This is a genomic window from Psychroflexus maritimus (assembly GCF_011089875.1).
Lineage (GTDB): Bacteria > Bacteroidota > Bacteroidia > Flavobacteriales > Flavobacteriaceae > Psychroflexus > Psychroflexus maritimus.
Genome location: NZ_JAANAS010000061.1, coordinates 96,269 through 122,766 on the forward strand (window position 1 = coordinate 96,269; position 26,498 = coordinate 122,766).

Consider the following 26,498-nt stretch of genomic DNA (forward strand, 5'->3'; position numbering starts at 1 on the left):
AATATGTATGTCGATTGCCCTTTTTATTCAACATCGGTTTTCAGAGCGATGGAAAGACCACCTAAGTCAACTATTACCTACTACAAAAATTGAAATTTATCCTGAAATTGAAAAGCCAGACGAAGTAAGTTACGCTATTAGTTGGAAGCATGACTTAGGGGTGTTTAATCAATTTAAAAACCTGAAAGTTATTGCTAGTTTAGGCGCTGGCGTACATCACATTTTAAAAGATGAATCGATTCCTGAAAGTATTCAAATTACAAGAATAGTTGATGAGCAACTTCAGAAAGACATGGCTAGCTTTGTATTAACGCAATGCTTAAATGTAAATCGAAATATATTTCAATACCTGCGTCAACAAGAACAAAAAGAGTGGAAATTGAATACCTATAAAACTCCTGAAGAAACCAAAGTAGGTATTTTAGGAATGGGTGTTTTAGGTAAATCAGCTGGAGAATTACTCCACCAAAACGGATTTCAAGTGATGGGCTGGTCAAGGTCTAAAAAACAAATTGATTACATTGAAACTTACGAAGCTTCAGCACTTAATCAATTTCTTTCAAAAACAGATATTTTAGTATGTTTGCTTCCTATTACTAAAGCCACTATTGGGCTTGTGAATTGCAAAATGTTTAATCAATTGCCTAAAAATAGTAGTTTTATTAATGTAGCTCGTGGCGAATTAGTGGAGGATGCCGATTTACTTAAAGCATTAAATAATAATCGATTAAAATGGGCTGTATTAGACGTATTTAAAGAAGAGCCACTTTCTAAAAACCATCTGTATTGGTCACACCCAAAAGTGATTATAACACCACATTCGGCTAGTTTAACCAACCCAAAAACTGCTTCCAAGCAATTGGCAGCTAATTATTTGCGCTTAACGGAAGAAAAAGAGCTCCACAATTTGGTTGATCGTGAAAGAGGTTATTAAGCTTAACAAATTTTTCTGGTATTAATCCTTATCCTTGTTATTTTGTACAGAAGAAACTTATCTTTATTTCAAAAATTGAGGTCTTAAAATCAATAAAATTTAGTGTTAAATCTTACCTTTCTACCTAGAGGTAGTATCTTAGTAAAATGGGAAAAATTAATATTTTGGAGGAGGAAGACTTTCTGTATAATCAATTATTTGTAGAAAATTAGGCTACTTAAATTAACAAAAAAAAGCCTCCGCGTAGGAAGCTTTTTTTTAGAAGCAATTAATTTAGTTGCAAGTAGCACCAAGGGCTTCTATTCCAGAAATATAATCTGAAAATGAATTACCTTCTAAATCAACGGTTTCTTCTTGACCCATAGAGATTACAGTTACTGTACCGTCTCCATTATCACAATACTCGGTGCTTGTTGCTTGTCCAAGTAATTCCAAGTCACAAACTAAACAATCGTTAGCAGATGAAGAATCATCGTCTGAAGAACATGAGGTAAAAGCAAAAAAAGCTGCTAGAAGTGATACTGATAATAATAATTTTTTCATTATAATTGAATTTTTTTTAATGAAACATTCAATCACTCAGTGACCCCACTTCGATACAATTCCAACTCCACTTACGTTCGTTGGAAGCAACCGAACTGACATTGTTTTTCGTTACAGGGATATTCCGTATAATTTTTTTAAGTCAATATTTCCTGCTAAATTTACCCCATGAATTCAGTTAAATCCATAGCTGTTGATGCTCCTATCGAGCTTCGTGTGCGTTTTACCCGCTTTTCTGCTAAATCAGCTGAAGATTTAGTCAAGCTAATCAATCTGTGGAAAAGCGACAAAAACTTTCCTTATCCAATAAAACAAATAGACGAGCATATTTGGATAGAGATTCCTAAGAAGCATAAAAAAATGCATTCGCCTTACCTGCATTTAGAATTGTTCCCTAAAAAGGAAGGGACTGAAGTAGCTGGTCTTTTTGGTCCTGACCCAAGCCTATGGACTATGTTTATGTTTTTGCATTTCTTTCTAGCTTTAGTTTTTATTATTCTTGGAATTTGGGGCTATAGCAGCTGGAGTTTGGGTAAGGAATACCTGCCTCAATTTCTTATTATGGGGGTAATCGGGTTGATTTGGGTAGGCCTATATTTCTTTGCCCGCTACAACAGAAACAAAGGGAAAGCCCAAGCTAAAGAACTAGAAAGAATAATGAATCAGCTACTCAATTAAGGCATTATCCTACTTTTTTATCAAAATTTTTTAATAGGTGTTAATTAAATTTCCTTTTGGTTATTAAGTTGCTTTATTGTTCAGAATGTTATCTAAAATCATTCTAAATTAAAGCTTTAGGGATTGTTGAATGACTTTTGTGCGTGTTGGTATTGAGAATTTGATAATTTGCCTTATTATAAAATTTGTTTTTCGTAATTTCATTATCAAAAAGCCTTGACTTGCTAATTTTTTTTTAATGTTTTTTGATAAATTATGCTTATTTTTAAAACTGCAATCGTTTTAGTACTTTTGTGCAAGTTTAATAAAAATACGAAATTATGGCCTTTGATATTGATATGATTAAAAAGGTGTATGAACAAATGGACAGCCGAATTAAAAAGGCACGTGAAGTTGTTGACACACCACTTACTTTAGCAGAAAAGATTCTATATACCCATTTATGGGATGGAGACCCTGCCACAAAATACGAACGCGGAAAAGATTACGTCAATTTTTCTCCAGATCGTATAGCATGTCAAGATGCCACTGCACAAATGGCCTTGCTTCAGTTTATGCAAGCTGGAAAAGAACAAGTGGCTGTGCCTACAACCGTTCATTGTGATCACTTAATTCAAGCAAAAGACGGAGCAAAGAAAGATTTAAAAAGCGCTAATGATGCCTCTAGTGAAGTTTTTGACTTCCTAGAATCCGTTTCTAATAAATATGGTATAGGTTTCTGGAAACCTGGAGCGGGTATTATTCACCAAGTGGTTTTAGAAAATTATGCATTCCCAGGAGGAATGATGATTGGAACCGATTCACACACCGTAAACGCTGGCGGATTAGGAATGGTGGCCGTTGGAGTAGGAGGTGCTGATGCCGTTGACGTAATGGCTGGTATGCCGTGGGAACTTAAATTCCCTAAACTAATTGGAGTGAAACTAACAGGTGAACCTCAGGGTTGGACAGCTGCTAAAGATGTAATTCTTAAGGTTGCTGAAATTCTTACCGTAAAAGGAGGAACAGGAAGTATTGTAGAATATTTTGGCCCTGGAGCTCAAAATCTTTCGTGTACAGGAAAAGGAACCATCTGTAATATGGGAGCTGAAATTGGTGCAACCACTTCTACTTTTGGTTACGATCTTTCCATGGAGCGCTTCTTAAGAGCAACCGATAGAAATGATGTTGCTGATGAAGCCAACAAAATAAAAGATCACTTAACGGGTGACCCAGAAGTGTATGCTAACCCAGAAAAATACTTCGACCAAGTTATAGAAATTGACCTTTCTACTTTACGTCCCCACTTAAATGGACCTTTTACTCCAGATTTAGCTACTCCGGTAGGCGAATTAGGAGCTAAAGCCAAAGAGAATGATTGGCCAATTAAAGTAGATTGGGGATTAATTGGTTCTTGTACCAACTCTTCTTACGAAGATTTAACAAGAGCCGCTTCCATAGCCCAACAAGCAATTGATAAGAAGCTAAAACCAAAATCTGATTTTGGAATTAACCCAGGTTCTGAACAAATTAGATTCACCGCAGAAAGAGACGGTCTTTTAAAAGTGTTTGAAGACCTTGGCGCAACTATATTTACCAATGCTTGTGGACCATGTATTGGTCAGTGGGATAGAAGTGACCGAAAAGGAGATGAGAAAAACACCATTGTACACTCGTTTAACAGAAACTTTTCTAAACGTGCCGATGGTAACCCAAATACACATGCTTTTGTTGGTTCGCCAGAAATGGTAGCGGCTATCGCAATATCTGGTCGATTAGACTTTGACCCAATGAACGATACCCTAATTAATGAAGATGGCGAAGAAGTAAAATTAGATATGCCTAACGGTATTGAATTACCACCACAAGGTTTTGAGGTTGAAGATAATGGTTACTTAGCGCCTAAAGAAGATGGAAGTAGCGTTGAGGTAAAAGTTGCTGAAGATTCTAATCGTCTTCAACTGCTTGAACCATTTGATCCTTGGGATGGTAAGAATTTAATGGATGCTAAATTGCTTATTAAAGCTCACGGAAAGTGTACTACAGACCATATTTCCATGGCTGGTCCTTGGTTGAAATACCGAGGTCATTTAGATAACATTTCAGATAACTGTTTAATTGGTGCTGTAAACGCTTTTAACAAGCAAACTAACTTTGTGAAAAGTCAAATTACAGGCGAATATGATGCTGTACCTAAAACGCAACGTCAGTATAAAGCTGAAGGAATTCCTACTGTAGTGGTAGGCGACCATAACTACGGTGAAGGTTCTTCAAGAGAACACGCCGCTATGGAGCCAAGACACTTAGGTGTTCGTGTTGTATTAGTAAAATCTTTTGCAAGAATTCACGAAACTAACTTGAAAAAACAAGGTATGTTAGGAATTACATTTGCTAATGAAGATGACTACGATTTAATTCAGGAAGATGATACTTTTAACTTTGTTGACCTTGAAGGCTTTGCACCAGATAAGCCATTGACTATTGAACTCGTTCATGGCGACGGTTCAAAAGATACTATTAAGGCAAATCATACTTATAATGAAACGCAAATAGGATGGTATAAAGAAGGTTCAGCTTTGAATATGATTAAAAAAATGAATCAGTAAGCTTTTTGCTATATCAATATATTAGTGAGAAGAGGGTTAACTTTTAAGTTGCCCTCTTTTTTTGTCTTACTTTTTTATCATTTTTGAATAATGTACTACTGGTTCACTATAAATTGAATTAATTCAAGCCTATTTCTTTATCTTTGAATTATGAAAACGTCGAGCTCTTATAAAATCAGTTTTTCTTGGGAGGTCTTGCTGTATCCTATTCTTTTTCTTTTGGTGATTTGGTTGGTGTTTTGGTTGGAAACAAATTTTGCTTATAACTTCAATGAATTTGGTGTCTTTCCAAGGAAAATAAGTGGTTTGATAGGTGTTTTTGTAAGTCCCGTTATCCACTCTGGCCTAGAACATTTGTATCAAAATTCAGCTCCTCTAGTGGTTTTGTCGGCTGCTTTATTTTATTTCTATAAGCCAATTGCCTGGAAGGTGTTTATTATCGGTTATTTAGCCTCTGGACTACTTCTTTGGACAATAGGAAGACCTTCTTACCACATTGGCGCAAGTGGAATAATTTATTTCTTATTCGGTTTTCTTTTTTTTAAAGGACTGCTTTCTGGATATTTCAGATTAATTGCCTTATCCTTGGCAGTTGTATTTTTATACGGTAGCTTAGTTTGGGGTATTTTTCCTACAAAACCAAATGTTTCATGGGAAGGACATTTAGCAGGTCTTAGTGTTGGTTTAGTTATTGCTTTATTGTATAGAAAATTTACGATTTCATCAACTTACGATCGCTATAAACAACCTATCTTAAAAGATTCCCCCAATGATCCTTTTTTGCAGCAATTTGATGAAGAAGGTAATTTTATTGATGCGAAAGATTTGGTAGAAGATCAACCAAATTTACAAACTACGGAAGAGGCATCGGTTGAAATAGAATACCATTTTACTCCCAAAAAATCAGATAAATAATTTTTCCATTGGTTTTAAACTAGTCTTCTAAATTTCTTCGGAGAAGTTCATAAAGAATAACCCCACAGGCTACTGAAACATTTAATGAGCCAGTTTTACCTAGCATTGGAAGTTTTATACTTTTATCTGCGGCTTTAAGAACTTGTTTAGAGATTCCCTTGCCTTCATCCCCCATAACTAAGGCTAGTGGTCCTTTTTCTACTGAAGTTTCATAAATAGTCTTAGAGGCCTTCTCTGAAGCAGTAAACACTTTAATGCCGCTAGCTTGTAGGTAGTAAACCGCATCCAATAAATGATTGACTCTAACTATAGGTAAATTGTAAACAGCACCAGAAGAGGTTTTTACTGTTTCGTTGTTAATAGGAGCAGAGTTATTTATAGGAATGATTACACAGCCTATTCCCGTTGCTTCCGCAGTTCTTATAATGCCTCCTAAGTTTCTAACATCGGTTACACCATCTAATAGCAAAAACCTTGCGGTATTTGAATTTTCTAAGCTTTTTTCAACTTCTTCTTCAAGGTCTGCATAGCTTATTGGACTTACAAAAGCGATACATTCTTGGTGGTTTAGATGAGCGTATTTTCTAAATTTTTGCGGAGGAACAAAACTTACTTTTATGCTCTGTTCTTTGGCTAAATCAATAATTCCATGATATTCTTTAGATTTATTGTTTTTGCTTAACCAAATGCTTTCAATTTGAGAGTCTTCATTTTTTAGAGCTTCTTTTATACCATGAATTCCAAATACTACCTCCTTATTACTCATTCTATTTTTTTTGCAAATATAGTTTTCTCTTTTTGTTTTCACTCTTGTTTTACCCCATAAAAAAAACACCGCCAATAAAAGGCGGTGTTTAATAATTACTATTACTTAACTAATGATTAGTCAATAGGTGTTAAAATTACATCTAAAGGCTCACTAGTAGAAGTAAACGCATTTTGCTCTAAGGTGTATTCAATCACCTGAGTTTCGCCATCTATAAAGCCGCTCCCACCTGGAAACACTCTTACTGGCTCTTCTTCCTCACCTTCTGGTTGTGTTAATGATAAATCAGAACTCTCAGCATCAATTTGAGTTGTTAAAGCAGCATTACCGCTTACATATACCAAGTTGCCTGGGTAAGCTACTGGTAAATCTGTACCCCACAAAGAGATGAATGATATGCTTCTGTTTTCTATATCTTCCTCAGTAATATCCTTAGTAAATTGAGAGACAAGACTACCATCTAAAAAGACATCTCCTGTATAACTACCAATTAGATTCTTAACTGTTAAAGTAAACTCTTTAGATTCATTGATTACCTCATAGTCTTCACCTTCAACTCCTACAGAAATCTTATCACTATCAACACTTAATAATGTAAATTTAACACTGTAATCATCTTGGATGCTCTTGTCTATTTTGAAAGGAATTGAAGACTCTAAAGTATTTGCTGGTACTTCAACAGTTTTCTGACCTTCGTCAATAGTTACATTTCCTTCCATCAATTCTACAGAATACGTATAAGAGTAACCATTGCGGTTAGTAGATACTTCTTGTAGAACTGGAATTTGGATTAAATCATCACCATCCAAATTTTGATCTGCAAAATTTGAAAAAGCATAACCTACATCTTGAGGAAATTCAATCCAACCTGATTCAAGATCTCTTGGACTAAAATCACTATCGTTATAATCATTACATGATGTAAATAGAGCTAGCACAAAGACTATAACTGATATTTGTTTAAATATATCTTTCATTTTTTTTATTTTATTGTTTAGTTAAAACAAATTCTACATCAAGTGGATACCCATCGCATCCACCATCATTTTGTCCTTCTTGCATAATTATGGTAAACTCACTATCGTCTGATGGATCAATTACAGCGCGATCACCAATAGGTCCACCAAATGTAATTACGCCTGCATCTTGGTCACATAATAGTGAGGTTCCCATATCGTCATCTGGAACAATTGTACCACACGAAATATCAAAAACTATATTTGTAGCGGGTTGTCCTATACCTAAGTATTCTAGATAAACGGCTTCAAATTGTCTGCTTGTTGACCTTCCTTCTACAAGTTCAAGAGTAACTATACCGCCAAAAGCTGGTTCAGCAGTTTCAGGTACTTGCGTAATTAGGTAGTCACCAACAAAACTTGCACTGTCTAATTGACATACTAACCTCATTTGCATCTCAACCTGCTTAAGATCTCCGTTGATATCAGAATTATCACTTGAACCAACAATTTCAAAAACAAATAATTCGTTAGAAGTGGTTAATTCATCAACGTTAAAACCAGTCACTGTAAAAGAACCTGTATAATTCTCTTCGCCATCAACCGAAGCAGGTATAGTTACTGTGGTTGGAAATTCAACAGAAGATGCGTCGATTGTAGAACTAACAAGTTCAATATCGTAAGTTCTATCTTCACTAGAAGTTTCTGTAGAAACTACGTTTACGGTTACATCATTACTTACTAAATCTCCATTATCATCTATAATTACCTCTAAGGTAGCCGATGACCGATCAAAATTCACCATTCTTCTCTGTCCATCATAAATTGTATCTGATGTTTTGCTACAAGAAAAAACGGTAAGTATAACTGCAAAAATTGCGATTATTTTCTTCATTTCTTTATAATTTTTTAATTATCGTATTATTAGTTTTGCTCCATGTTAGGATTACCATTTAATTCCGATATTGGAATTGGGAATATCCATCTACTATCATTTACAGGAATTCCTGGGTTAAACCCACCTTCAATATCTCTAGGGTCTCTAGTTAAACCTTCGTTTAAGATATTTCTATATCTACCAAGGTCTTTGTAACGGTGTCCTTCAAAACATAGCTCCAGTCTTCTCTCCTTAGCAATATCACCTATTGCTTCAGTCAATGAAGCATAAGCGCTTGCAGATCCTGAAGAACCTCTCCTAGCATTTTTCACTGCTTGCACATCATTTACTGCCAATTGAAAATCTGGCGTTGTGCTTCTAGCATAAGCTTCAGCCCTCATTAAGTAGGCTTCAGAAATTCTCATTGCTTTAAATGAGTTGATAAACTGACCCGCTGATCCTGGATATTTCCAAATTTGATATTCTTCGTTTTCTACCCCTTCTGGACCTACGTTTACAAATCTTCTTACATCTCCATTTTGAAGTGCTTCTTGGTCAAGTAAATCAAATAACTCATAACTTACCTCGAAGAAGTTACCTAAGGTTCCTGTAAATATCCAAATGTTTGCATAGTTTGGGTTTGAGCCCAAAACTGCATTTCTTTGATAAATTACTTCTGTAGTATCTTCACCATCAAACATATTTACATACTGCTCTTGATTGGCTAAATCATACTTAGCTATTAATTCGCTAGTAAAAGTAATTAAGTCTTCCCAATCCTGTGTTGCTAGAGCAAGTCTAGCTCTTGTAAATGTTACAAAATCAAGCGTTGGAAAATTGATATCGGTTGCCCCTGAAGGGATTAAACCTTCAGCTAAATCTAAGTCAGCTTTGATAAGTTCTACTGTTTCTTCCGTTGTAGGACGTGAGGGCGTATCCGTAGTTTCTACCGAATTCTGATAAGGAACACCTAAGGCACTTGGGTCTGTAGGGTCCTGTCCATAATAATTTAAAAGTTCATAGTGAGCATAAGCTCTTAAGGCGTAAGTACGTCCTAAGATTAAATCAAATTCATCTTGTTCACCTTCTTCTAAATTTATTAATTCTGAAGCTGCTAAAACACGATTGGCACGGTTTGCCATTTGGTATCTACTACCCCAGATTCCTCCAGAGTTGTTTTGAGCGTCTAAGATATTGTTGAATAGACCTAAGCCTTGTCCACCAGAATCTTTACCTACTCTCACGTTGTCTGTAAAAAGTGAATTAAATCTGATAATATCAAATTGAGTAAATCCACCCATGACACCATTTAATCCAGCTTCTAAGTCTGCTAAAGTTTCAAAAGCTGTTTCATCTACTAATGAATCATTAGGAGTTCTATCAAGCTGATCTTCACAGCTTGAAAATACAATAGCTAATATTAATATTGATATATATTTTTTCATTGTTCCTTTAATTAAAATGTTATATCTACACCTGCTGAAACTTCCATAGCTGCAGGGAATGTGAAAAAGTCATTTAACACACTTGTTTCTGGGTCAAATCCTCTCCACTTTGAAAAGGTAAGTAAATTTGTTCCTTGAACAAAAAATCTCAACCCATTGATGAAACCAAGACGTTCTAATTGCGTTTGATCAAATGTGTAAGCTAGATTTACATTTCTTAAGCGTAAGAAAGAGGCATCTTCTAAATACCGATCACCATCTTGAAAACGCAATCCACCAAATCTTGGAGCAGGAATACCTGTTACATCACCTGGTTCAGACCAAGAGTTCAATAAGCTTCGGTTGTTGTTTGCAAAGGCTGCTGTACTCAAATCTTCCGTTAATGCATAAGTTCCATTCACTCTCCACGCATCATATTGCCAAGTCCAAAGTGTGTTTAAACTTAATTGTTTCCAAGAAGCTTTTAAACCGAAACCACCTTGCCATACGGGATCAAATTGTTTACCTGTGTAAACACCATGGGCATCTCTGTCGTAGTCAGTAGTTAATTCGCCATCTGCTGTTAAGTATAATGGGCGACCATCAGCTGGATTAACCCCTGCCCAACGCTGCATAAAGTAGGTATAAGCGCGTTCACCTTCTTGAATACGTGCTCTTGAGCCACCTTCAACAAAACCTTGTTCATTGTCTATATTGGTAACTTCATTTTCATTCCAGGCTACGTTTGCATACACATTCAAAGACCAGTCGCTTGTAGCAGATTTTCTTAGAATATCATAAGCCAACTGTACTTCAAGACCTGTATTTGTCATATCACCAACATTAGTGCTTGTACTTCCAAATCCTGTACCAGCGGTAGATAAGTTTCTGCCGAAGAAAAGGTCTTCAGTTTCTTTCTTATACACATCTAACGCACCCGTAAGTTTATTATTCCATAGGCCAAAGTCCACACCTAAGTTAAACATCTTTGTTGTTTCCCATTGAACCTGAGTATCTGCTAATCCAGAAGCTACTAACTGCTGATTATTTTGATATCCTGGTCCACCAGCATACTGTTGATAGCCAGGGAAAAAGTTAGGTAATACTAAGTTTTGTGGCGCGCCACCAGCTGATCCACCCGTAATATTTTGGTTACCAGTTTCACCATAAGAAGCTCTTAGTTTTAAAGCATCTACCCAGTCAACATCCTCCATAAACTCTTCTGTATCAATATTCCATCTACCTCCTACAGAGTAAAAGTTACCCCATCGGTAGTCATCTTGAAATCTTGAAGTACCATCTCTACGTATAGTTAAATCAGCACCAAATCTTCCATCATAATCATAGCTTACATTGGTAAAGTAAGATAAGATAGCAAAATCTGTTTCTAACGAATTCAAGTTAGGTACGAAAGGATAAGTTTCCTCTCCTTCATCTAAAATAGTTGTTCTTGGATCTACAAATCCAGTTGAAGAACCTGGGAATTTTGGATTTAAACCAAATGCATCAAAACTTGCAAACTGAACATTTTGGTAGAAAAATTCTGTAAATAAACCAGCGCTTAAGCTGTGTTTTTCTTCAGCACCAAAACGGTCGTTGTATCTAATATTACCCACTGCATTAAAAGAAAAGTCTCTAAAGTAGCCTTCTCTTTGAAATCCTCCAAATTCTTCTTCTGCCGCTTGTTGGTTTGGACTAAGGAGTCCTCTTAAAGAGTTTGGTGCATCAATTTGTAATTGTTGCGTGCTGATGTAGTCAATATTAGCATTACCTCCAATTTGGAATTTGTCACTAATTTTATAGTTTAAATTACCACCTACTAAAGCTCTAATTTCATTTTCTTGGTCGGTGTTTAAACTTTGAGTGTTTAAAGCTAAGTAAGGTGTGTTCAAGAATCCATTAGCACCGCTTACACTTAGTGAGCCATCAGGATTTAAAGCTCCAGACCTTCTTGTTCCTACAATATTTAATGAGCCATCAGCATTTCTTGGGTTTAACCATGGCATACCTAGGAAAGGAACAATAAACGGGTTGTCTAACTGTCCACCTGTGTTTCCTCCTCGAGTTGCATCAACAACAAAATCTGATCTAGAAAAAGTTAATTGAACATTAGTTCCCCAATTAAATTTATCATCACCACCTTCTATGTTATTTCTAAAAGAAAAACGTTGTAATTTTGATCTCAAGGTAGTCCCTTCTTGCTCAAAATATTGTAAAGATGTAAATGAAGAAAGGTTTTCACCACCTTGTTGTAAGTTTACCTCGTGAGATTCTGTTTTTCCAGTTTGGAATAAGATATCACCCCAATTGGTGTTAGTTTGATTTGCAATAGCGTTGATTCTTTGATCAGATAAACCTGAACCAAAACCAGAACCTACTACATCTCTACTAAAAAACATTTTTTCTTGGGCGTTCATCATTCTGAAATTGGCATCAGGATTTTGACGTTGCCCGTAGAAACCACGGTACTTAATCTGAAGCCCAGAATTTCTCTTTGCATTTTTGGTGGTTACAATAATAACCCCTGCTGCACCACGATTACCATAAATAGCCGTACCTGCTGCATCTTTTAAAACGTTAACCGACTCAATGTCGTTAGGGTTAATTGCTCTAAAGTTACGCTCGTTAATTGGCATACCATCTACCACATAAAGCGGAGATGTATTACCATTCAACGATGTTCTACCACGAATAATAGTTGTAGCAGCTTGTCCTGGTTGACCAGAGGCTGCTCTAATGTTTGCTCCAGCTACCTGACCTTGTAAAATTTGATCTACCGAAGCAAAAGGAATTTGCTCAAGGGCTTCAGATTTTACGGTAGATACCGCTGAAATCACATCTTTTCCCTTTAAAATTCCACCGTAAGCCGTTACTACTACATCTTCTAGTACTTCTGTATCTGAAACTAGATTTGCATTAATGGTAGTATTGTTACCCACGGCTACCTCTTGCGTTTGAAACCCAAGATACTTAAAAACTAATACGTCACTAGGTGACACTTCAATGGTGTATTTTCCATCGAAATCAGTTTGCGTCCCACGGTCGGTTCCTTTAACAATAACGTCAACTCCCGGTAGGGGAATTGCATTATCGTCGGCTACCAATCCGCTGACTGTTTTTTCTTGTGCAAAAGTAAGTTGCACTACGAACACTAATACCAGTGTAAGAATTCCACTAAATTTTGTTCTCATTTTGTATATTTATTTGAATTAGCCAACGCCAAAAATCAAAATTAAAAGTTAATTACGCAACTTTTTTGGTCTTTAATTTAATTTTTTAGTGTTAAATGTTTAGTTAAACTTTATTTTAACATTAAAAAAATGTGTTCAAACTGAGGTGAACTTGGGTGTTTTGAAAATTGAATTTCTGTTGGCTAGACCTACCGTTAGCAAAGATTAAGCGCAATAATCCACCCTTAGTATTAAGCCCTATTCCAAAACCAAAACTCACCAAGTTTTCTTTAAGGTTAACCAACTCATTTTGGTAGTAACCATAGTCTAAAACTGAATTTACATACAAATCTGAGCTTAAAAAGTACCTTATTTCGGTTTGAAGGCTGTAAAAAGACGAAGCAATAAGGCTGTTTTCTTCAAATCCTCGCATGCTTCTTAATCCTCCTAACCTATATAATTCATTATTTAGGTATTGATCCGAATCTATTATTTGCACAACAGAAGCCAAGTTTAGGTAGGTGTTTTTTAGTATTTTTTGTAGTGTTTCGCCGTAAAATTCTAATCTTAGTTGTTGTAAATTTTTATTTAAGCTTTTTCTTCTACCTTGAAGAATCCTTAATTTTATCAAGTCTTGATGTACAATTTGGCCAATATTCTTTTTTCGGTTTAAGAATCGAGTACTTACTCCGTAAAAGTTACTTTTATAATCACCTATAGTTGATGTACTTGTAGGTTTTTCTTCATTAGCTAATAAATTACTTGAATTTACCGCTTCTAAATCTGTGGCAATACTCCATTGGTGGTTTATATGATATCCCAGTTTTAGTTCTTGCGTGCTTCTTGAAAAAGTTGAATCTTGCCTGAATAGTTCAATACCTGCCTCGGGTGTAAATCTGCTATTAAATATAAAGGGCAGTACAAGTCTTGATTGAAAGATTTGTTGTTCTTGGCCATCGTTTTTGTACTGAATAATTAATGTTTCGCCTAAGTTCAGGTTGTTTTTTAAGACTACATCTAGATAGCCGTTTAAATCTAGGCCACTCCCTTCATCTTCATTACTAAAGCCAATAAATCCATCAAACGAATTAATTTTTCTTTTCTCTAAATAAAGAAAAACATTGACAGAATCTTTGCTGAATTGTACTTCTGGGTTTTTAATTTCATTGACAAAATCTAAATTCTGAATTGTTTTTGTTCTTTGTTTTAGCTTTTTTTCTGTGTAAATTTCACCCTTCCTTATTCTAATATGATGCTTTTTGAAGCTTTTGGGAAATTGCTTATAGCCTTTTATGTAAACGCGGTTGTATTTTTTTAATTCATTTACTTCTACCGCCAGCTTTGCGAACAGGTAATTACCATGCACTGAAACAGGTGAGTATTTCACTTTAGCAAAGTCATAGCCATTTGTCCTAAGATTATTTATAAGTACTTCTTGAAACTTTTTCCATTCCTCAAATTTTATCTTTATTTTTTTTCTAGTGTCCTTTATATAAGTTGCGTATTTTTCAGGGACGTCTATAAAGATACTATCTATTCGTTGATTTAGGCTGATGTATTGTTGGATTGAGTTTTTATTTGAAATTAAGCTATCTACTTTTAGATGGATATACCCTAATTCCCAAAGTGAATTGATTTCTTCTTTCTTAAATGTTTCTAATTCTTTTATTGAATTGAATTTCTTGCTTATATTCTTCGGAGCTTGTTTTGTGCTATCATTAATAATAAGGCGGTACTCAATTTCTTGTGCAATTGAGTTTAGTGTTCCAAAAAGGAAAATTACCCATACAATGTTTAGCCTTGTTTTAGTCATGGAATAGTTAGCATTTCGACATAACGAAATTGCATTTAAACAATTCGTTACTTTTTGCTTTTCTTTTTTAAACACCAAAGTAGGCTAAAAATTGCTAATTGTACAAAAGATTGTTTAAAGACTTTTTGTTCTGTTTGTTTTTTTAAATTGATTTTGCTTTCTTTTAATCATTTACGATTTTTTACTATACATTGTTTATCAAAAAAAAAGTCGCTTCTTATGAAGCGACTTTTTGTAAGTTTTGGTTAACTTAGATTATTTCTAAGTAGTAATTAACAAGTTGCCTGATTTGATCTTCTTTTTCTGAAGCATTCCCTCTAAACTTTAATTTATTTTTTTTGATAAATTTTTTAATATCGTTTTGCACTTCCTTTGGGAAATTATTTTTTGCTCTTCTTTTATGTGTTTCAATCTCAAAGTAATCGCCATTAATGGCTAAATAGTAAGCAGTCTTGTCTTTTAACTCAGCTGGTCTTCCTGTATCGTATGAGCTCTCACTTTTTTGTTCAGGCATAAAAATTTGATAATAACGTTTTAAAATTTGTGCCTTATTTCCATCATTTTCAAGTTCATCAACAATTACTAAATAACCATTTGGCGCGCCTCCTTTTTCAAAGAGAACACTTGGGCTGTGAAAATACTTGAAGCGTTCTCCTTCAAGCTCAAAGCCTAATTGGTTAGTTTTAATTACCGGGCCAGCTTTAGAGCGATCATTTTCCATTAGAAGTTCAAACTGGTCTTTGTAGATATTGTAGCGAATTTCGCCTTCCATCATCTCTCCACCTTTCTTTTCTTCTATAATTTTTCCAGTTTTAAAATCATTGTAAAGTAAAGGACTGCCATTTATTTTACTCAAATCAATTTGCTTGCCATTAAAATTCATTTGATTTAAGACAGTTAAATCTTTCCAGTCGCTCATTGAATTCATATTAATTTGCGCATAAGAAAAACTTATTGAAAAAGTAAGTAGGAATAACATTTTTGTTTTCATAATATATTTTTTTAATTGTGGAACAATGATAAATAAAGTTTGTTTTACTGCCAAAGATTAATTAAGCTTTCAATTTAATTGATCCAAGATTTAGCTTTTTTTGTGCTTATTTTTTAGTTTTATTGAGATAAAATTAAGAAGTTCATTAGTTGTTTTAATTCAGTTTCTTGTTCGGCTTCACTTCCTCTAAATTTAATTTTATTTTTTTTCATGTACTTTTTTACCTTGTCTTGGTGGGCTTCAGGAAAGTCTTTGTAGGCTTTTCGTTTATGTGGAGTAATTTTAAAATAATCATCATCTACTTTTGCATAATAAGCTACGCCAGACTTGAAGCTAGCGGGACTGCCAGAATCGTATGAACTTGTAGGTTTTTGTTCAGGTTCAAACTTTTTGTGGTAAGGTTTCAAAAGTGTGTTTTCTTTATTGCTAATTTCATTTTCATCTACTACTACAAGGTAGCCATTGACAGAGTTGTCGTATTCAAATAAAATACGAGGCCCAGAAAAATACTTAAACTCTTCTCCTCTTAATTCAAAACTCAATAGGTTGTTTTTATCAAGGGTTCCAATTTCGTTTTTGTTATCATCAGTTTTAATTTCAAAAACGTCCTTATATATTGTAGCGAATATTTGCAGTAAGGCTTTTGTCTTCCTTAACTTGCTTAACTTCGCCAGGAAGAAAATCTTCATACAATAAAGGAGTTCCTTTCACTGTGTTCAAATCTATTTGTTTTCCTTCAATATTCATTCTAGTGTATAAATCAGCATCAACCCAGCTGTTCATCATTCCCATGTTTAGTTGAGCGTAAGAGTGAGATACAAAAGCACAAAATAAAAAACTTACAATAATTTTTTTAAGCTTCATACTACGTTTATATATTTAGATTCTCACGAATTTACAAATTATTAATCATTCACACTTACTTCATAACGTTTTTTGATTTTTATAGTGTTGCTCCATGATAACTTATTCTAGTCAAGTTTAGGTTATCATTTTTTTGTTTACAAACAAGATTTATTTATGAAACTTGTAGTAAACGGAGATTTATTTCATTCATGATTACAAATAAAAACTAGGTTTAACTATAGCTAGCATAAGTGATTAGTTTAGGAGTTAAATTAACTTTCAGAAAATTAATTATTTATAATTTGCTTGTTTAAAATTAATTACTACTTTTGCAACTCCTAAAAATTAGGGTTATTAAATTAATATTTGTAGAATAATATGCCAACAATTTCACAATTAGTTAGAAAAGGAAGACGTACTATAACTAAGAAGAGTAAATCGGCTGCTTTGGATTCTTGTCCTCAGAGACGTGGAGTTTGTACACGTGTTTACACTACTACACCAAAAAAACCTAACTCAGCAATGCGTAAAGTTGCTCGTGTAAGGTTAACAAATGGTAAAGAGGTGAACGCATACATTCCCGGGGAAGGACACAATCTTCAAGAGCACTCGATAGTATTAGTTAGAGGCGGGAGAGTAAAAGACTTACCAGGGGTAAGGTACCACATTGTAAGGGGTGCTTTAGATACTGCTGGAGTAGAAGGTAGATTGCAACGTAGAAGTAAGTACGGTGCTAAACGTCCAAAAAAATAAGTTGAATACGTTTAAAGTAAAGACATGAGAAAAAGACAGGCAAAAGCAAGACCTATACTTCCAGACCCAAAGTTCAATGATCAATTAGTTACACGTTTTGTGAACATGTTGATGTGGGACGGTAAGAAGTCAATTGCTTTTAAAATCTTCTATGATGCAATGGATATTGTAGAGGAAAAGAAACAAGAAGAAGAAAAGACAGCATTAGAGGTGTGGAAAGAAGCGCTTTCTAATGTAATGCCTCACGTAGAAGTGAGAAGTAGAAGAGTTGGAGGGGCTACTTTCCAAATCCCTACACCTATCCGTCCGGATAGAAAGATCTCTACAGCAATGAAGTGGTTGATTAATTTTTCTAGAAAGAGAAATGAAAAATCAATGGCCGCAAAGTTAGCTGCTGAAGTTTTAGCTGCTGCAAAAGAAGAAGGTGCTGCGGTTAAAAAGCGTGTGGATACACACCGTATGGCAGAAGCAAACAAAGCATTTTCACACTTTAGATTCTAAGAGCAATGGCACAAAGAGATTTAAAATTTACAAGAAATATTGGTATTGCTGCGCATATTGATGCAGGTAAAACCACTACTACAGAGCGTATCCTGTACTATACCGGAGTAAGTCATAAAATAGGAGAGGTGCACGATGGTGCAGCAACTATGGACTGGATGGAGCAAGAGCAGGAACGTGGTATCACAATTACTTCGGCAGCTACGCATTGTAAGTGGCCTTACAGAGATCATGAATATACAGTGAACATTATTGATACCCCAGGTCACGTTGATTTTACGGTAGAGGTAGAGCGTTCACTTCGTGTATTAGATGGTGTTGTAGCTTTGTTTAGTGCGGTTGATGGTGTTGAGCCACAGTCGGAAACTGTTTGGAGACAAGCCGATAAATATAAAGTTCCGCGTTTAGGTTTTGTGAACAAAATGGACCGTCAGGGTGCTAATTTCTTTAACGTGTGTAATCAAGTTAGAGAAATGCTAGGTGGTAATCCAGTTCCATTACAAGTGCCTATTGGTGATGAAATTGACTTCAAAGGTGTAGTTGATTTGATTTCAAAGAAAGCGATTGTATGGAATGATGAGGATATGGGGATGACTTATGAAGTTATCGATATTCCTGCTGAATTGGAGGAAGATGTAACTAAATATAGAACTGAATTAGTAGAAGCAGTAGCAGAATACGACGAAGAATTAATGGAAAAATTCTTTGAAGATGAAGATTCTATTACTGAAGATGAAATTATTGCAGCCTTGCGCGCAGCTACTATCGATATGTCTATCATTCCTATGATGTGTGGTTCTGCGTTTAAAAATAAAGGAGTTCAAGCCATGCTTGACGCTGTAATGAGATACTTACCATCTCCTGTAGATGTGGAAGCTATTGAAGGAGAAAATCCATCTACGGGTGAAATGGAAACGAGAAAACCTAATGTTGATTCTCCGTTTTCTGCCCTAGCTTTTAAAATTGCTACCGACCCTTTTGTTGGTCGTTTAGCATTCTTTAGAACCTATTCAGGTACGTTAGATGCAGGTTCTTATGTGTTAAATAATCGTTCTGGAAAAAAGGAACGTATTTCTAGAATGTATCAAATGCATTCTAATAAACAGCAACCAATTGATAAAATTGAAGCTGGAGATATCGGAGCAGCAGTAGGTTTTAAAGATATTAAAACCGGAGATACGCTAACCGACATGAACAATCCTATTGTGCTTGAATCCATGTCTTTCCCTGACCCAGTTATTGGTATTGCTGTAGAGCCAAAGACCAAAGCTGATGTTGAGAAAATGGGTACAGCTTTAGCTAAATTAGCTGAAGAAGATCCTACGTTCGTTGTTAAGACAGATGAAGCTTCAGGGCAAACTGTTATTTCTGGAATGGGTGAGCTACACTTAGATATCTTAATTGACCGTATGAAGCGTGAATTTAAGGTTGAAGTAAACGTGGGTGAACCTCAGGTAGAGTATAAAGAAACAGTTAAGAAAGCTGCCGACCACAGAGAAACTTATAAGAAACAAACTGGTGGTCGTGGTAAATTTGCTGATATCGTATTTGAGATGGGTCCTGTTGATGAGGATTTTGAAGAAACAGGTTTACAGTTTATTGATCAAATTAAAGGGGGTAGAGTTCCTAAAGAATTTATTCCTTCAGTTAAATCTGGATTTGAAGCTGCAATGAAAGTTGGTCCTCTAGCTGGTTTCCAAATGGATACTTTAAAAGTTACTTTAAAAGATGGTTCTTTCCACCCCGTGGATTCAGATCAATTATCTTTTGAGTTAGCAGCTAAATTAGGGTTTAAATCGGCGGCTAAGAAAGCTGGTGCTGTAGTTCTAGAGCCTATGATGAAAGTGGAGGTAGTTACTCCAGAAGAAAATATGGGAGACATTGTTGGTGATTTGAATAGAAGACGTGGGCAAGTAAACGATATGTCAGACCGTTCAGGAGCAAAAGTAGTGAAGGCAATTGTTCCATTATCAGAAATGTTTGGTTACGTAACTACGTTAAGAACATTATCTTCAGGTAGAGCAACTTCAACTATGGAGTTTTCACACTATGAAGAAACACCAAGCAATATTTCAGAGCAAGTAATCGCTGCGGCGAAAGGAGAAACAAACGAGTAATAAGAACTTATCATGAGTCAGAAAATAAGAATCAAACTTAAATCTTACGATCACAACTTGGTTGATAAGTCAGCTGAAAAAATCGTAAAAACTGTAAAAACAACTGGAGCTGTAGTTACTGGTCCAATACCCTTACCTACCAAAAAGAAAATTTTTACTGTTTTACGTTCTCCTCACGTAAATAAGAAATCACGTGAGCAGTTTGAGCTGAATTCATTCAAGCGCCTATTAGATATCTATAGTTCTTCATCAAAAACAATTGATGCTTTGATGAAGTTAGAGTTGCCTAGTGGGGTAGAAGTAGAGATCAAGGTTTAATTACAACGATTAATAAAAGAAAAAGAAATAAGTGCGGTAAACTTACTGCACTTCTTTTTTAATGTTTAAATAAATTAATAACAATAAATATGTCTGGGTTAATAGGAAAGAAAATTGGCATGACCAGCATCTTTGATGAAAATGGAAAGAACATTCCATGTACAGTAATTGAAGCTGGCCCATGTGTAGTTACCCAAGTCAGAACCGCTGAGGTTGACGGGTACAAAGCCCTTCAACTTGGTTTCGATGACAAATCAGACAAGAATGCTAGTTTAGCTGCTCAAGGGCACTTTAAGAAAGCTGGTACTTCAGTCAAAAGAAAAGTCGTAGAATTCCAAGGATTTGAAGGAGAACACAAATTAGGTGAACACATCACTGTAGATTTGTTTAAAGAAGGAGAATTTGTTGATGTAGCAGGAACCTCTAAAGGGAAAGGATTTCAAGGGGTTGTTAAACGCCATGGATTTGCAGGTTCAGAGAGAACCCACGGTCAACAAAGTATGTTAAGAGCACCTGGTTCTGTAGGTGCAGCTTCTGATCCATCAAGAGTATTCAAAGGGATGCGAATGGCTGGTCAGACTGGAAATTCAAAAGTGAAAGTTCAAAATCTTAGAGTGTTAAAAGTTGTTCCTGAGAAAAATCTTTTAGTTGTAAAAGGTTGTGTACCAGGGCATACTAACGCTTATGTAACTATTGAGAAGTAATGAAGTTAGCAGTTTTAGATATAAACGGAAAAGAAACAGGGAAGGAAGTTACACTTTCTGATGCTGTTTTTGGTATTGAACCTAATGAGCATGCAATTTACTTAGATGTGAAGCAACACCTTGCCAATAAAAGACAAGGGACGCATAAAGCTAAGGAGCGTGCCGAAATTAAGGGATCAACTAGAAAAATCAAAAAACAAAAAGGAACAGGTACTGCCCGTGCAGGTAGTATTAAGTCTCCAGTTTTTAGAGGAGGTGGTAGAATTTTTGGCCCAAGACCAAGAGATTATCATTTCAAATTGAACAAAAAGCTGAAACGCTTAGCGCGTAAATCAGCTTTAGCACAAAAAGCAAAAGCGAATCAAATTATCATTCTTGATAACCTAACCATTGAGCAACCAAAAACTAAAGAGTTTAAGCAAGTGCTTAGCAATTTGGGAGTTGCCGACAAAAAATCTGTTTTTGTGTTGGATGTGTCAAATAAAAATGTATATTTGTCTTCGCGAAATTTAGAAGAGTCTAGAGTTGTAACTGCTTCAGGATTAAACACTTATAACATTTTAAACAATGGAGTTCTTGTGTTGTCTGAAGCTGCTTTGACGTCTTTAGAGAGTAACTTAACAAAATAAGCTAGTATAATGAGTATTTTATTGAAACCTATAATTACAGAGAAGGCTACTCAAGATAGTGAGTTGAAGAACACATTTTGGTTTGAGGTGCAGCCTTCAGCGAACAAGGTTCAGATTAAAAATGCCATAGAGCAAGCTTATGGTGTTAATGTTGAAAGTGTTCGCACAATGAATGTGTATCCGAAGGTGAAGAGCCGTTTTACAAAAACAGGAGTGGTAGTTGGTAGAAAGAAATTTACCAAAAAAGCAATTGTTACTGTAACGGATGGAGAAACAATAGATTTATATAGTAATCTTTAACAAAAAACAATGTCGGTAAGAAAATTAAAACCTATTACCCCAGGTCAGCGTTTTAGAGTTGTTAATGGTTTCGACGCCATTACAACTGATAAGCCGGAGAAGTCATTACTTGCTCCGAAAAAACGATCCGGTGGTAGAAACAATCAAGGTAGGATGACTATGCGCTATATTGGTGGTGGTCATAAAAAAAGGTATCGTGTTGTTGACTTTAAGCGTGACATCTTTGATGTTCCTGCAGAAGTAAAGTCAATTGAATACGACCCTAACAGAACTGCCTTTATTGCGTTATTACAGTATGAAAATGGAGAGAAGCGATATATCATCGCTCCTAACGGTTTGAAGGTAGGTGAGAAGTTAGTTTCTTCAAGAAATGGTGCACCAATTGAGGTGGGTAACGCTATGCCTTTATCTAAAATTCCATTTGGAACGATTATCTCCTGTGTAGAGCTTAGGCCAGAACAAGGCGCCAATATGGCGCGTAGTGCGGGTACTTTTGCTCAGTTAATGGCTAAAGACGGGAAGTATGTAACGATTAAGTTGCCTTCTGGAGAAACTCGGTTGGTTTTAGCAGATTGTATGGCTATGGTTGGTGCTGTTTCAAACAGTGACCACCAATTGCTTGTATCTGGTAAAGCGGGTAGAAGTAGATGGCTTGGTAGAAGACCTAGAACTAGAGCGGTAGTAATGAATCCAGTAGATCACCCAATGGGTGGTGGTGAAGGTAGAGCTTCCGGTGGTCATCCAAGATCAAGAAATGGAATTCCTGCTAAAGGCTTTAAGACAAGGTCTAAGAAGAAGTCGAGTAATAAGCATATTGTAGAACGTAGAAAAAAATAAGATATGGCACGTTCATTAAAAAAGGGACCTTTCGTACATTATAAATTAGAGAGAAAAGTTGCTCAAAGCGTTGATTCTGGCAAAAAGTCGGTTATCAAAACTTGGTCAAGAGCTTCAATGATTACTCCAGATTTTGTAGGTCAAACGATTGGTGTACACAACGGAAAACAATTTGTACCAGTTTTTGTAACAGAAAACATGGTAGGACATAAATTAGGTGAATTTTCTCCTACAAGAACTTTTAGAGGGCATACAGGTCCTAAAAATAAAGGAAAAAAATAACTAAGCGATGGGAGTACGTAAAAGAAACAAAGCTGAAGAGCTTAAAGAGGCAAAAATGAGTGTAGCGTTTGCTAAACTTAATAATTGTCCCACTTCTCCAAGAAAGATGCGTTTAGTTGCTGATCTTGTAAGAGGGAAAGATATTGAGCAAGCCTTGCAAATCTTAAGATTTACAACAAAAGAGGCGGCTAGAAGACTAGAAAAGTTATTGTTATCGGCTATTGCTAATTGGCAAAATAAAAATCCAGAAGCTTCAATTGAAGATGCTTCTTTGTTTATTGCTGAAATTAAAGTAGATAGTGCAAGTGCGCTTAAGCGTTTGCGTCCTGCCCCACAAGGTAGAGCGCATCGTATTAGAAAGCGTTCTAATCACGTGACTATAACATTAGGAGAAAGAAATAACACAGAAAGCTAAGATAAACGATGGGACAAAAAACAAATCCAATAGGTATTAGATTGGGAATCATCAAAGGTTGGGAATCTAACTGGTATGGTGGAAGAGACTATGGAAACAATCTAGCTGAGGACGACAAAATACGTAAGTATATATTTGCACGTTTATCAAAAGCTAGTGTTTCAAGAGTAATTATTGAGCGTACTTTAAAGCTTGTAACCGTTACTATCACTACTGCTAGACCTGGTATCATCATCGGGAAAGGTGGGCAAGAGGTAGACAAGCTTAAGGAGGAGCTTAAGAATATTACAAATAAGGAGGTTCAGGTAAACATCCACGAGATTAAACGTCCTGAACTAGACGCTCACCTTGTTGCTACAAGTATTGCAAGGCAAGTTGAAAACAGAATTTCCTATAGACGTGCCATTAAAATGGCTATTGCTGCAACTATGCGAATGAATGCAGAAGGAATTAAAATTCAAATTTCTGGTCGTTTAAATGGTGCAGAAATGGCACGTTCAGAATCTTATAAAGAAGGAAGAATTCCGTTGTCAACTTTCAGAGCAGATATTGATTATGCTTTAGTTGAAGCTCATACTACCTATGGTAGATTGGGAATTAAAGTGTGGATCATGAAAGGTGAAGTTTACGGAAAAAGAGAGCTCTCTCCTCTCGTAGGTCTTTCCAAAGGAGAAAGAAAAGGTAGTAAAGGAAGACGTCCCAACAAACGTCGTAAAAAGTAATTTAAATCGTAAGAAATGTTACAACCTAAAAGAACGAAGCATCGTAAACAGCAGAAAGGCAGAATGAAAGGGAACTCGCAAAGAGGTCACCGTTTATCTAACGGAACTTTCGGACTTAAATCTTTAGATTCCTCATTTGTGAATTCTAGACAGATAGAGGCTGCCCGTATTGCTGCAACACGTTACATGAAGAGAGAAGGGTCGTTATGGATTAAAATCTTTCCCGATAAGCCTATTACAAAGAAACCTTTAGAGGTGCGTATGGGTAAAGGAAAAGGTGCCATAGACCACTACGCTGCAGTAGTTAAGTCAGGAAGAATTATGTTTGAAATTGGAGGCGTTCCTTTGAGCGTTGCTAAAGAAGCATTAAGACTTGCGGCTCAAAAATTGCCAGTGAGAACTAAATTCGTAGTAGCTAGAGATTATCAAGAATAAAAATTATGAAACAGTCAGAGATTAAAGAATTATCTGTAGCAGATTTACGCGAAGAACTTGATAAGACTCGTCAAGAGTTATCAAATCTTAAGATGACTCATGCTATTAGTCCTCTTGAAAACCCAATGCAAATTAGAGTTGCAAGGAAGGCTATAGCAAGATTAGCTACAGAAATCACTAAAAGAGAATTAGATTAATTCTGCTTACAATGGAAAAAAGAAATTTAAGAAAAGAGCGTGTCGGCGTTGTGACTAGCAATAAAATGCAAAAGTCAATAGTTGTTTCAGAAACAAAAAAGATGAAGCACCCTAAGTATGGTAAGTTCGTAATGAAGACCAAAAAGTATGTTGCTCATGATGAAAACAACGACTGTAACGAAGGAGACACTGTAAGAATTATGGAAACTAGACCACTTAGCAAGAACAAATGCTGGAGGTTGGTTGATGTAATAGAAAGAGCTAAATAATTATGGTACAACAAGAATCAAGATTAAGAGTAGCCGATAATACCGGAGCCAAGCAAGTACTTGTTATACGTGTTTTGGGCGGTACTAAGAAGCGTTATGCTTCAGTTGGCGATAAAGTTGTGGTAAGTGTTAAAGAAGCTACCCCTAATGGAAACATTAAGAAAGGAGCTGTATCTACTGCCGTAGTTGTGAGAACAAACAAAGAAGTAAGAAGGCCTGATGGCTCTTACATTCGCTTTGATGATAACGCATGTGTGCTTTTAACGGGTACTGGAGAAATGCGTGGAACTCGTGTTTTTGGTCCTGTGGCTAAAGAATTACGCGATAATCAATTCATGAAAATTGTTTCACTTGCACCTGAGGTGCTTTAAATTTATAACGATGAGTAAAATTAAACTTAAAGTAGGAGATCAGGTAAGAGTACTTGCTGGTGAAAGCAAAGGCAAAGAGGGAAGAATTTTGAAAATTTCAAAAGATAAAACTCGAGCTATTGTTGAAGGTGCAAATCTTGTTAAGAAACACCAAAAGCCAAGCGCTACAAACCCACAAGGAGGAATCAAAGAAATGGAAGCTACTTTGCATATTTCTAATCTTTCATTATTAACTAAAGACGGGAAAACTACACGTGTTGGTTATCAAATGCAGGAAGGAAAAAAAGTTAGAATATCCAAAAAAACGAATGAAGTAATTTAATTATGAGTTACGTACCTAGATTAAAAGAAGAATATTCAAATAAAGTACTTCCTGCATTAATGGAAGAATTTGGATATAAGAACACCATGCAAGCGCCAAGATTGAAAAAAATTGTGCTTAGCCGTGGTGTAGGTGAAGCTATTGCTGATAAAAAGTTGATTGACCATGCGGTTAATGAATTAACGCAAATTACTGGTCAAAAGGCTATTGCTACTAAATCTAAAAAAGATGTGGCTAATTTCAAATTAAGGAAAGGAATGCCTATTGGAGCTATGGTAACATTACGCGGCGATAGAATGTATGAATTTTTAGATCGATTAATTACTTCTGCGCTTCCACGTGTTAGAGATTTTAACGGTATTAAAGCGAATGGCTTTGATGGTCGTGGAAATTATAACCTTGGAGTAACAGAACAAATTATTTTTCCAGAAATTGATATTGATAAAGTGAACCGTATTTCAGGAATGGATATTACTTTTGTAACCAATGCTGAAACAGATAAAGAAGCAAAGTCTTTATTAACTGAATTAGGATTACCCTTTAAAAAGAATTAATTATGGCAAAGGAATCAATGAAAGCACGTGAAGTAAAACGTGAAAAAACAGTAGATAAATACGCTGAAAAGCGCAAAGCTTTAAAAGAAGCTGGCGACTATGAGGCTCTTCAAAAATTGCCTAAAAACGCGTCTCCAGTAAGAATGCACAACAGATGTAAGCTTACAGGAAGACCTAAAGGGTATATGAGACAATTTGGAATTTCTCGCGTTATGTTTAGAGAAATGGCGAATAAGGGGCTTATTCCAGGAGTTAAAAAGGCAAGTTGGTAATT

At 35.7% G+C, this 26,498-nt stretch carries 32 protein-coding genes; 22 read left to right on the forward strand and 10 right to left on the reverse strand.

Going from position 1 to position 26,498, the window contains the following annotated elements:
• Nucleotides 1–7 precede the first annotated feature (7 nt).
• Nucleotides 8–934, forward strand: coding sequence for a 2-hydroxyacid dehydrogenase (locus tag G7034_RS08645; protein WP_166400568.1), 927 nt, complete (start codon nt 8–10; stop codon nt 932–934).
• A gap of 273 nt (nt 935–1,207) precedes the next feature.
• On the opposite strand, the gene G7034_RS08650 is transcribed toward G7034_RS08645, so the two are convergent.
• Nucleotides 1,208–1,477, reverse strand: coding sequence for a hypothetical protein (locus G7034_RS08650; protein WP_166400569.1), 270 nt, complete (start codon nt 1,475–1,477; stop codon nt 1,208–1,210).
• 168 nt (nt 1,478–1,645) lie between these two features.
• Between G7034_RS08650 and G7034_RS11915 the strand changes: the two genes are divergently transcribed.
• From G7034_RS11915 to G7034_RS08665, 3 genes are all read left to right on the forward strand, one after another.
• On the forward strand, nt 1,646–2,155 hold the full coding sequence (locus tag G7034_RS11915; protein ID WP_246166807.1) for a hypothetical protein: 510 nt from the start codon (nt 1,646–1,648) through the stop codon (nt 2,153–2,155).
• Nucleotides 2,156–2,475: 320 nt separating this feature from the next.
• The gene (locus G7034_RS08660) at nt 2,476–4,740 is read left to right on the forward strand and encodes an aconitate hydratase (RefSeq protein WP_166400570.1); all 2,265 of its coding nucleotides are present in this window, start codon (nt 2,476–2,478) and stop codon (nt 4,738–4,740) included.
• Nucleotides 4,741–4,890: 150 nt separating this feature from the next.
• Nucleotides 4,891–5,655 carry a rhomboid family intramembrane serine protease gene (locus G7034_RS08665; RefSeq protein WP_166400571.1) on the forward strand — a complete coding sequence of 255 codons (765 nt, stop codon included), beginning with the start codon at nt 4,891–4,893 and terminating at the stop codon, nt 5,653–5,655.
• Between the two features lie 19 nt (nt 5,656–5,674).
• On the opposite strand, the gene rlmB is transcribed toward G7034_RS08665, so the two are convergent.
• The 9 genes from rlmB to G7034_RS08710 form a co-directional block, all read right to left on the reverse strand.
• Nucleotides 5,675–6,421 carry a 23S rRNA (guanosine(2251)-2'-O)-methyltransferase RlmB gene (gene rlmB, locus G7034_RS08670; protein WP_166400572.1) on the reverse strand — a complete coding sequence of 249 codons (747 nt, stop codon included), beginning with the start codon at nt 6,419–6,421 and terminating at the stop codon, nt 5,675–5,677.
• 116 nt (nt 6,422–6,537) lie between these two features.
• A complete protein-coding gene (locus G7034_RS08675) occupies nt 6,538–7,398 on the reverse strand; it encodes a hypothetical protein (RefSeq protein WP_166400573.1) in 861 nt (286 codons plus the stop codon).
• A 10-nt stretch (nt 7,399–7,408) separates the two neighbouring features.
• Complete coding sequence (locus tag G7034_RS08680) at nt 7,409–8,272, reverse strand: hypothetical protein (protein ID WP_166400574.1); 864 nt, start codon at nt 8,270–8,272, stop codon at nt 7,409–7,411.
• Nucleotides 8,273–8,301: 29 nt separating this feature from the next.
• Nucleotides 8,302–9,699, reverse strand: a complete 1,398-nt coding sequence (locus G7034_RS08685) for a RagB/SusD family nutrient uptake outer membrane protein (protein ID WP_166400575.1) — start codon at nt 9,697–9,699, stop codon at nt 8,302–8,304.
• An 11-nt stretch (nt 9,700–9,710) separates the two neighbouring features.
• Nucleotides 9,711–12,869 carry a SusC/RagA family TonB-linked outer membrane protein gene (locus tag G7034_RS08690; RefSeq protein WP_166400576.1) on the reverse strand — a complete coding sequence of 1,053 codons (3,159 nt, stop codon included), beginning with the start codon at nt 12,867–12,869 and terminating at the stop codon, nt 9,711–9,713.
• A gap of 121 nt (nt 12,870–12,990) precedes the next feature.
• The gene (locus G7034_RS08695) at nt 12,991–14,661 is read right to left on the reverse strand and encodes a BamA/TamA family outer membrane protein (RefSeq protein WP_166400577.1); all 1,671 of its coding nucleotides are present in this window, start codon (nt 14,659–14,661) and stop codon (nt 12,991–12,993) included.
• Nucleotides 14,662–14,911: 250 nt separating this feature from the next.
• Complete coding sequence (locus G7034_RS08700; RefSeq protein WP_166400578.1) at nt 14,912–15,652, reverse strand: hypothetical protein; 741 nt, start codon at nt 15,650–15,652, stop codon at nt 14,912–14,914.
• A 119-nt stretch (nt 15,653–15,771) separates the two neighbouring features.
• Nucleotides 15,772–16,194: a hypothetical protein gene (locus G7034_RS08705; protein WP_166400579.1), complete on the reverse strand. Its 423-nt coding sequence runs from the start codon at nt 16,192–16,194 to the stop codon at nt 15,772–15,774.
• Between the two features lie 67 nt (nt 16,195–16,261).
• Nucleotides 16,262–16,516 carry a hypothetical protein gene (locus tag G7034_RS08710; RefSeq protein WP_166400580.1) on the reverse strand — a complete coding sequence of 85 codons (255 nt, stop codon included), beginning with the start codon at nt 16,514–16,516 and terminating at the stop codon, nt 16,262–16,264.
• A gap of 360 nt (nt 16,517–16,876) precedes the next feature.
• On the opposite strand from G7034_RS08710, the gene rpsL reads away from it, so the two are divergent.
• From rpsL to rpsN, 18 genes are all read left to right on the forward strand, one after another.
• Entirely contained in the window at nt 16,877–17,251 is a 375-nt protein-coding gene (gene rpsL, locus G7034_RS08715) for a 30S ribosomal protein S12 (protein WP_166400581.1), read from the forward strand.
• Nucleotides 17,252–17,275: 24 nt separating this feature from the next.
• A complete protein-coding gene (gene rpsG, locus G7034_RS08720; RefSeq protein ID WP_166400582.1) occupies nt 17,276–17,752 on the forward strand; it encodes a 30S ribosomal protein S7 in 477 nt (158 codons plus the stop codon).
• A gap of 5 nt (nt 17,753–17,757) precedes the next feature.
• Entirely contained in the window at nt 17,758–19,869 is a 2,112-nt protein-coding gene (gene fusA, locus G7034_RS08725) for an elongation factor G (RefSeq protein ID WP_166400583.1), read from the forward strand.
• A 12-nt stretch (nt 19,870–19,881) separates the two neighbouring features.
• A complete protein-coding gene (rpsJ, locus tag G7034_RS08730) occupies nt 19,882–20,187 on the forward strand; it encodes a 30S ribosomal protein S10 (protein ID WP_166400584.1) in 306 nt (101 codons plus the stop codon).
• An 89-nt stretch (nt 20,188–20,276) separates the two neighbouring features.
• Nucleotides 20,277–20,891 (forward strand): 50S ribosomal protein L3, encoded by a 615-nt coding sequence (gene rplC, locus G7034_RS08735; protein WP_166400585.1) that lies wholly within the window; start codon nt 20,277–20,279, stop codon nt 20,889–20,891.
• A complete protein-coding gene (gene rplD, locus G7034_RS08740) occupies nt 20,891–21,520 on the forward strand; it encodes a 50S ribosomal protein L4 (RefSeq protein ID WP_166400586.1) in 630 nt (209 codons plus the stop codon). Before rplC ends, rplD begins: the two co-directional genes overlap by 1 nt.
• Before the next feature lie 9 nt (nt 21,521–21,529).
• On the forward strand, nt 21,530–21,820 hold the full coding sequence (rplW, locus tag G7034_RS08745) for a 50S ribosomal protein L23 (protein WP_166400587.1): 291 nt from the start codon (nt 21,530–21,532) through the stop codon (nt 21,818–21,820).
• 9 nt (nt 21,821–21,829) lie between these two features.
• The gene (gene rplB / locus G7034_RS08750) at nt 21,830–22,657 is read left to right on the forward strand and encodes a 50S ribosomal protein L2 (RefSeq protein ID WP_166400588.1); all 828 of its coding nucleotides are present in this window, start codon (nt 21,830–21,832) and stop codon (nt 22,655–22,657) included.
• A gap of 3 nt (nt 22,658–22,660) precedes the next feature.
• A complete protein-coding gene (rpsS, locus tag G7034_RS08755) occupies nt 22,661–22,939 on the forward strand; it encodes a 30S ribosomal protein S19 (RefSeq protein ID WP_166400589.1) in 279 nt (92 codons plus the stop codon).
• A gap of 7 nt (nt 22,940–22,946) precedes the next feature.
• Nucleotides 22,947–23,354 carry a 50S ribosomal protein L22 gene (rplV, locus tag G7034_RS08760; protein ID WP_166400590.1) on the forward strand — a complete coding sequence of 136 codons (408 nt, stop codon included), beginning with the start codon at nt 22,947–22,949 and terminating at the stop codon, nt 23,352–23,354.
• Nucleotides 23,355–23,362: 8 nt separating this feature from the next.
• Nucleotides 23,363–24,076, forward strand: a complete 714-nt coding sequence (gene rpsC, locus G7034_RS08765) for a 30S ribosomal protein S3 (protein WP_166400591.1) — start codon at nt 23,363–23,365, stop codon at nt 24,074–24,076.
• A 15-nt stretch (nt 24,077–24,091) separates the two neighbouring features.
• Nucleotides 24,092–24,511 carry a 50S ribosomal protein L16 gene (gene rplP, locus G7034_RS08770; protein ID WP_166400592.1) on the forward strand — a complete coding sequence of 140 codons (420 nt, stop codon included), beginning with the start codon at nt 24,092–24,094 and terminating at the stop codon, nt 24,509–24,511.
• Nucleotides 24,512–24,516: 5 nt separating this feature from the next.
• On the forward strand, nt 24,517–24,708 hold the full coding sequence (gene rpmC, locus G7034_RS08775; protein WP_166400593.1) for a 50S ribosomal protein L29: 192 nt from the start codon (nt 24,517–24,519) through the stop codon (nt 24,706–24,708).
• Between the two features lie 11 nt (nt 24,709–24,719).
• Nucleotides 24,720–24,977, forward strand: a complete 258-nt coding sequence (gene rpsQ / locus G7034_RS08780) for a 30S ribosomal protein S17 (protein ID WP_166400594.1) — start codon at nt 24,720–24,722, stop codon at nt 24,975–24,977.
• Nucleotides 24,978–24,979: 2 nt separating this feature from the next.
• Complete coding sequence (rplN, locus tag G7034_RS08785; protein ID WP_166400595.1) at nt 24,980–25,348, forward strand: 50S ribosomal protein L14; 369 nt, start codon at nt 24,980–24,982, stop codon at nt 25,346–25,348.
• Nucleotides 25,349–25,358: 10 nt separating this feature from the next.
• Nucleotides 25,359–25,670: a 50S ribosomal protein L24 gene (rplX, locus tag G7034_RS08790; RefSeq protein WP_166400596.1), complete on the forward strand. Its 312-nt coding sequence runs from the start codon at nt 25,359–25,361 to the stop codon at nt 25,668–25,670.
• Nucleotides 25,671–25,672: 2 nt separating this feature from the next.
• Nucleotides 25,673–26,224 carry a 50S ribosomal protein L5 gene (rplE, locus tag G7034_RS08795; protein WP_166400597.1) on the forward strand — a complete coding sequence of 184 codons (552 nt, stop codon included), beginning with the start codon at nt 25,673–25,675 and terminating at the stop codon, nt 26,222–26,224.
• Nucleotides 26,225–26,226: 2 nt separating this feature from the next.
• Nucleotides 26,227–26,496, forward strand: a complete 270-nt coding sequence (gene rpsN, locus G7034_RS08800) for a 30S ribosomal protein S14 (RefSeq protein ID WP_166400598.1) — start codon at nt 26,227–26,229, stop codon at nt 26,494–26,496.
• Nucleotides 26,497–26,498: the final 2 nt, after the last annotated feature.

Excerpts from the sequence above, each read along its gene's own strand:
- rplW (WP_166400587.1), top strand. The coding sequence starts at position 21,530 with ATGAGTATTTTATTGAAACCTATAATTACAGAGAAGGCTACTCAAGAT.
- rplD (WP_166400586.1), top strand. The coding sequence starts at position 20,891 with ATGAAGTTAGCAGTTTTAGATATAAACGGAAAAGAAACAGGGAAGGAA.
- G7034_RS08700 (WP_166400578.1), bottom strand. The coding sequence starts at position 15,652 with ATGAAAACAAAAATGTTATTCCTACTTACTTTTTCAATAAGTTTTTCT.
- G7034_RS08690 (WP_166400576.1), bottom strand. The coding sequence starts at position 12,869 with ATGAGAACAAAATTTAGTGGAATTCTTACACTGGTATTAGTGTTCGTA.
- G7034_RS08650 (WP_166400569.1), bottom strand. The coding sequence starts at position 1,477 with ATGAAAAAATTATTATTATCAGTATCACTTCTAGCAGCTTTTTTTGCT.
- rplN (WP_166400595.1), top strand. The coding sequence starts at position 24,980 with ATGGTACAACAAGAATCAAGATTAAGAGTAGCCGATAATACCGGAGCC.
- rpsL (WP_166400581.1), top strand. The coding sequence starts at position 16,877 with ATGCCAACAATTTCACAATTAGTTAGAAAAGGAAGACGTACTATAACT.
- G7034_RS11915 (WP_246166807.1), top strand. The coding sequence starts at position 1,646 with ATGAATTCAGTTAAATCCATAGCTGTTGATGCTCCTATCGAGCTTCGT.
- rplE (WP_166400597.1), top strand. The coding sequence starts at position 25,673 with ATGAGTTACGTACCTAGATTAAAAGAAGAATATTCAAATAAAGTACTT.
- G7034_RS08645 (WP_166400568.1), top strand. The coding sequence starts at position 8 with ATGTCGATTGCCCTTTTTATTCAACATCGGTTTTCAGAGCGATGGAAA.
- G7034_RS08660 (WP_166400570.1), top strand. The coding sequence starts at position 2,476 with ATGGCCTTTGATATTGATATGATTAAAAAGGTGTATGAACAAATGGAC.
- rpsC (WP_166400591.1), top strand. The coding sequence starts at position 23,363 with ATGGGACAAAAAACAAATCCAATAGGTATTAGATTGGGAATCATCAAA.
- rplB (WP_166400588.1), top strand. The coding sequence starts at position 21,830 with ATGTCGGTAAGAAAATTAAAACCTATTACCCCAGGTCAGCGTTTTAGA.
- rplV (WP_166400590.1), top strand. The coding sequence starts at position 22,947 with ATGGGAGTACGTAAAAGAAACAAAGCTGAAGAGCTTAAAGAGGCAAAA.
- rpsS (WP_166400589.1), top strand. The coding sequence starts at position 22,661 with ATGGCACGTTCATTAAAAAAGGGACCTTTCGTACATTATAAATTAGAG.
- rpsN (WP_166400598.1), top strand. The coding sequence starts at position 26,227 with ATGGCAAAGGAATCAATGAAAGCACGTGAAGTAAAACGTGAAAAAACA.
- rlmB (WP_166400572.1), bottom strand. The coding sequence starts at position 6,421 with ATGAGTAATAAGGAGGTAGTATTTGGAATTCATGGTATAAAAGAAGCT.
- rpsG (WP_166400582.1), top strand. The coding sequence starts at position 17,276 with ATGAGAAAAAGACAGGCAAAAGCAAGACCTATACTTCCAGACCCAAAG.
- G7034_RS08685 (WP_166400575.1), bottom strand. The coding sequence starts at position 9,699 with ATGAAAAAATATATATCAATATTAATATTAGCTATTGTATTTTCAAGC.
- rplC (WP_166400585.1), top strand. The coding sequence starts at position 20,277 with ATGTCTGGGTTAATAGGAAAGAAAATTGGCATGACCAGCATCTTTGAT.
- rpsJ (WP_166400584.1), top strand. The coding sequence starts at position 19,882 with ATGAGTCAGAAAATAAGAATCAAACTTAAATCTTACGATCACAACTTG.
- fusA (WP_166400583.1), top strand. The coding sequence starts at position 17,758 with ATGGCACAAAGAGATTTAAAATTTACAAGAAATATTGGTATTGCTGCG.
- G7034_RS08665 (WP_166400571.1), top strand. The coding sequence starts at position 4,891 with ATGAAAACGTCGAGCTCTTATAAAATCAGTTTTTCTTGGGAGGTCTTG.
- rpmC (WP_166400593.1), top strand. The coding sequence starts at position 24,517 with ATGAAACAGTCAGAGATTAAAGAATTATCTGTAGCAGATTTACGCGAA.
- G7034_RS08675 (WP_166400573.1), bottom strand. The coding sequence starts at position 7,398 with ATGAAAGATATATTTAAACAAATATCAGTTATAGTCTTTGTGCTAGCT.
- rplP (WP_166400592.1), top strand. The coding sequence starts at position 24,092 with ATGTTACAACCTAAAAGAACGAAGCATCGTAAACAGCAGAAAGGCAGA.
- G7034_RS08680 (WP_166400574.1), bottom strand. The coding sequence starts at position 8,272 with ATGAAGAAAATAATCGCAATTTTTGCAGTTATACTTACCGTTTTTTCT.
- G7034_RS08710 (WP_166400580.1), bottom strand. The coding sequence starts at position 16,516 with ATGAAGCTTAAAAAAATTATTGTAAGTTTTTTATTTTGTGCTTTTGTA.
- G7034_RS08695 (WP_166400577.1), bottom strand. The coding sequence starts at position 14,661 with ATGACTAAAACAAGGCTAAACATTGTATGGGTAATTTTCCTTTTTGGA.
- rpsQ (WP_166400594.1), top strand. The coding sequence starts at position 24,720 with ATGGAAAAAAGAAATTTAAGAAAAGAGCGTGTCGGCGTTGTGACTAGC.
- rplX (WP_166400596.1), top strand. The coding sequence starts at position 25,359 with ATGAGTAAAATTAAACTTAAAGTAGGAGATCAGGTAAGAGTACTTGCT.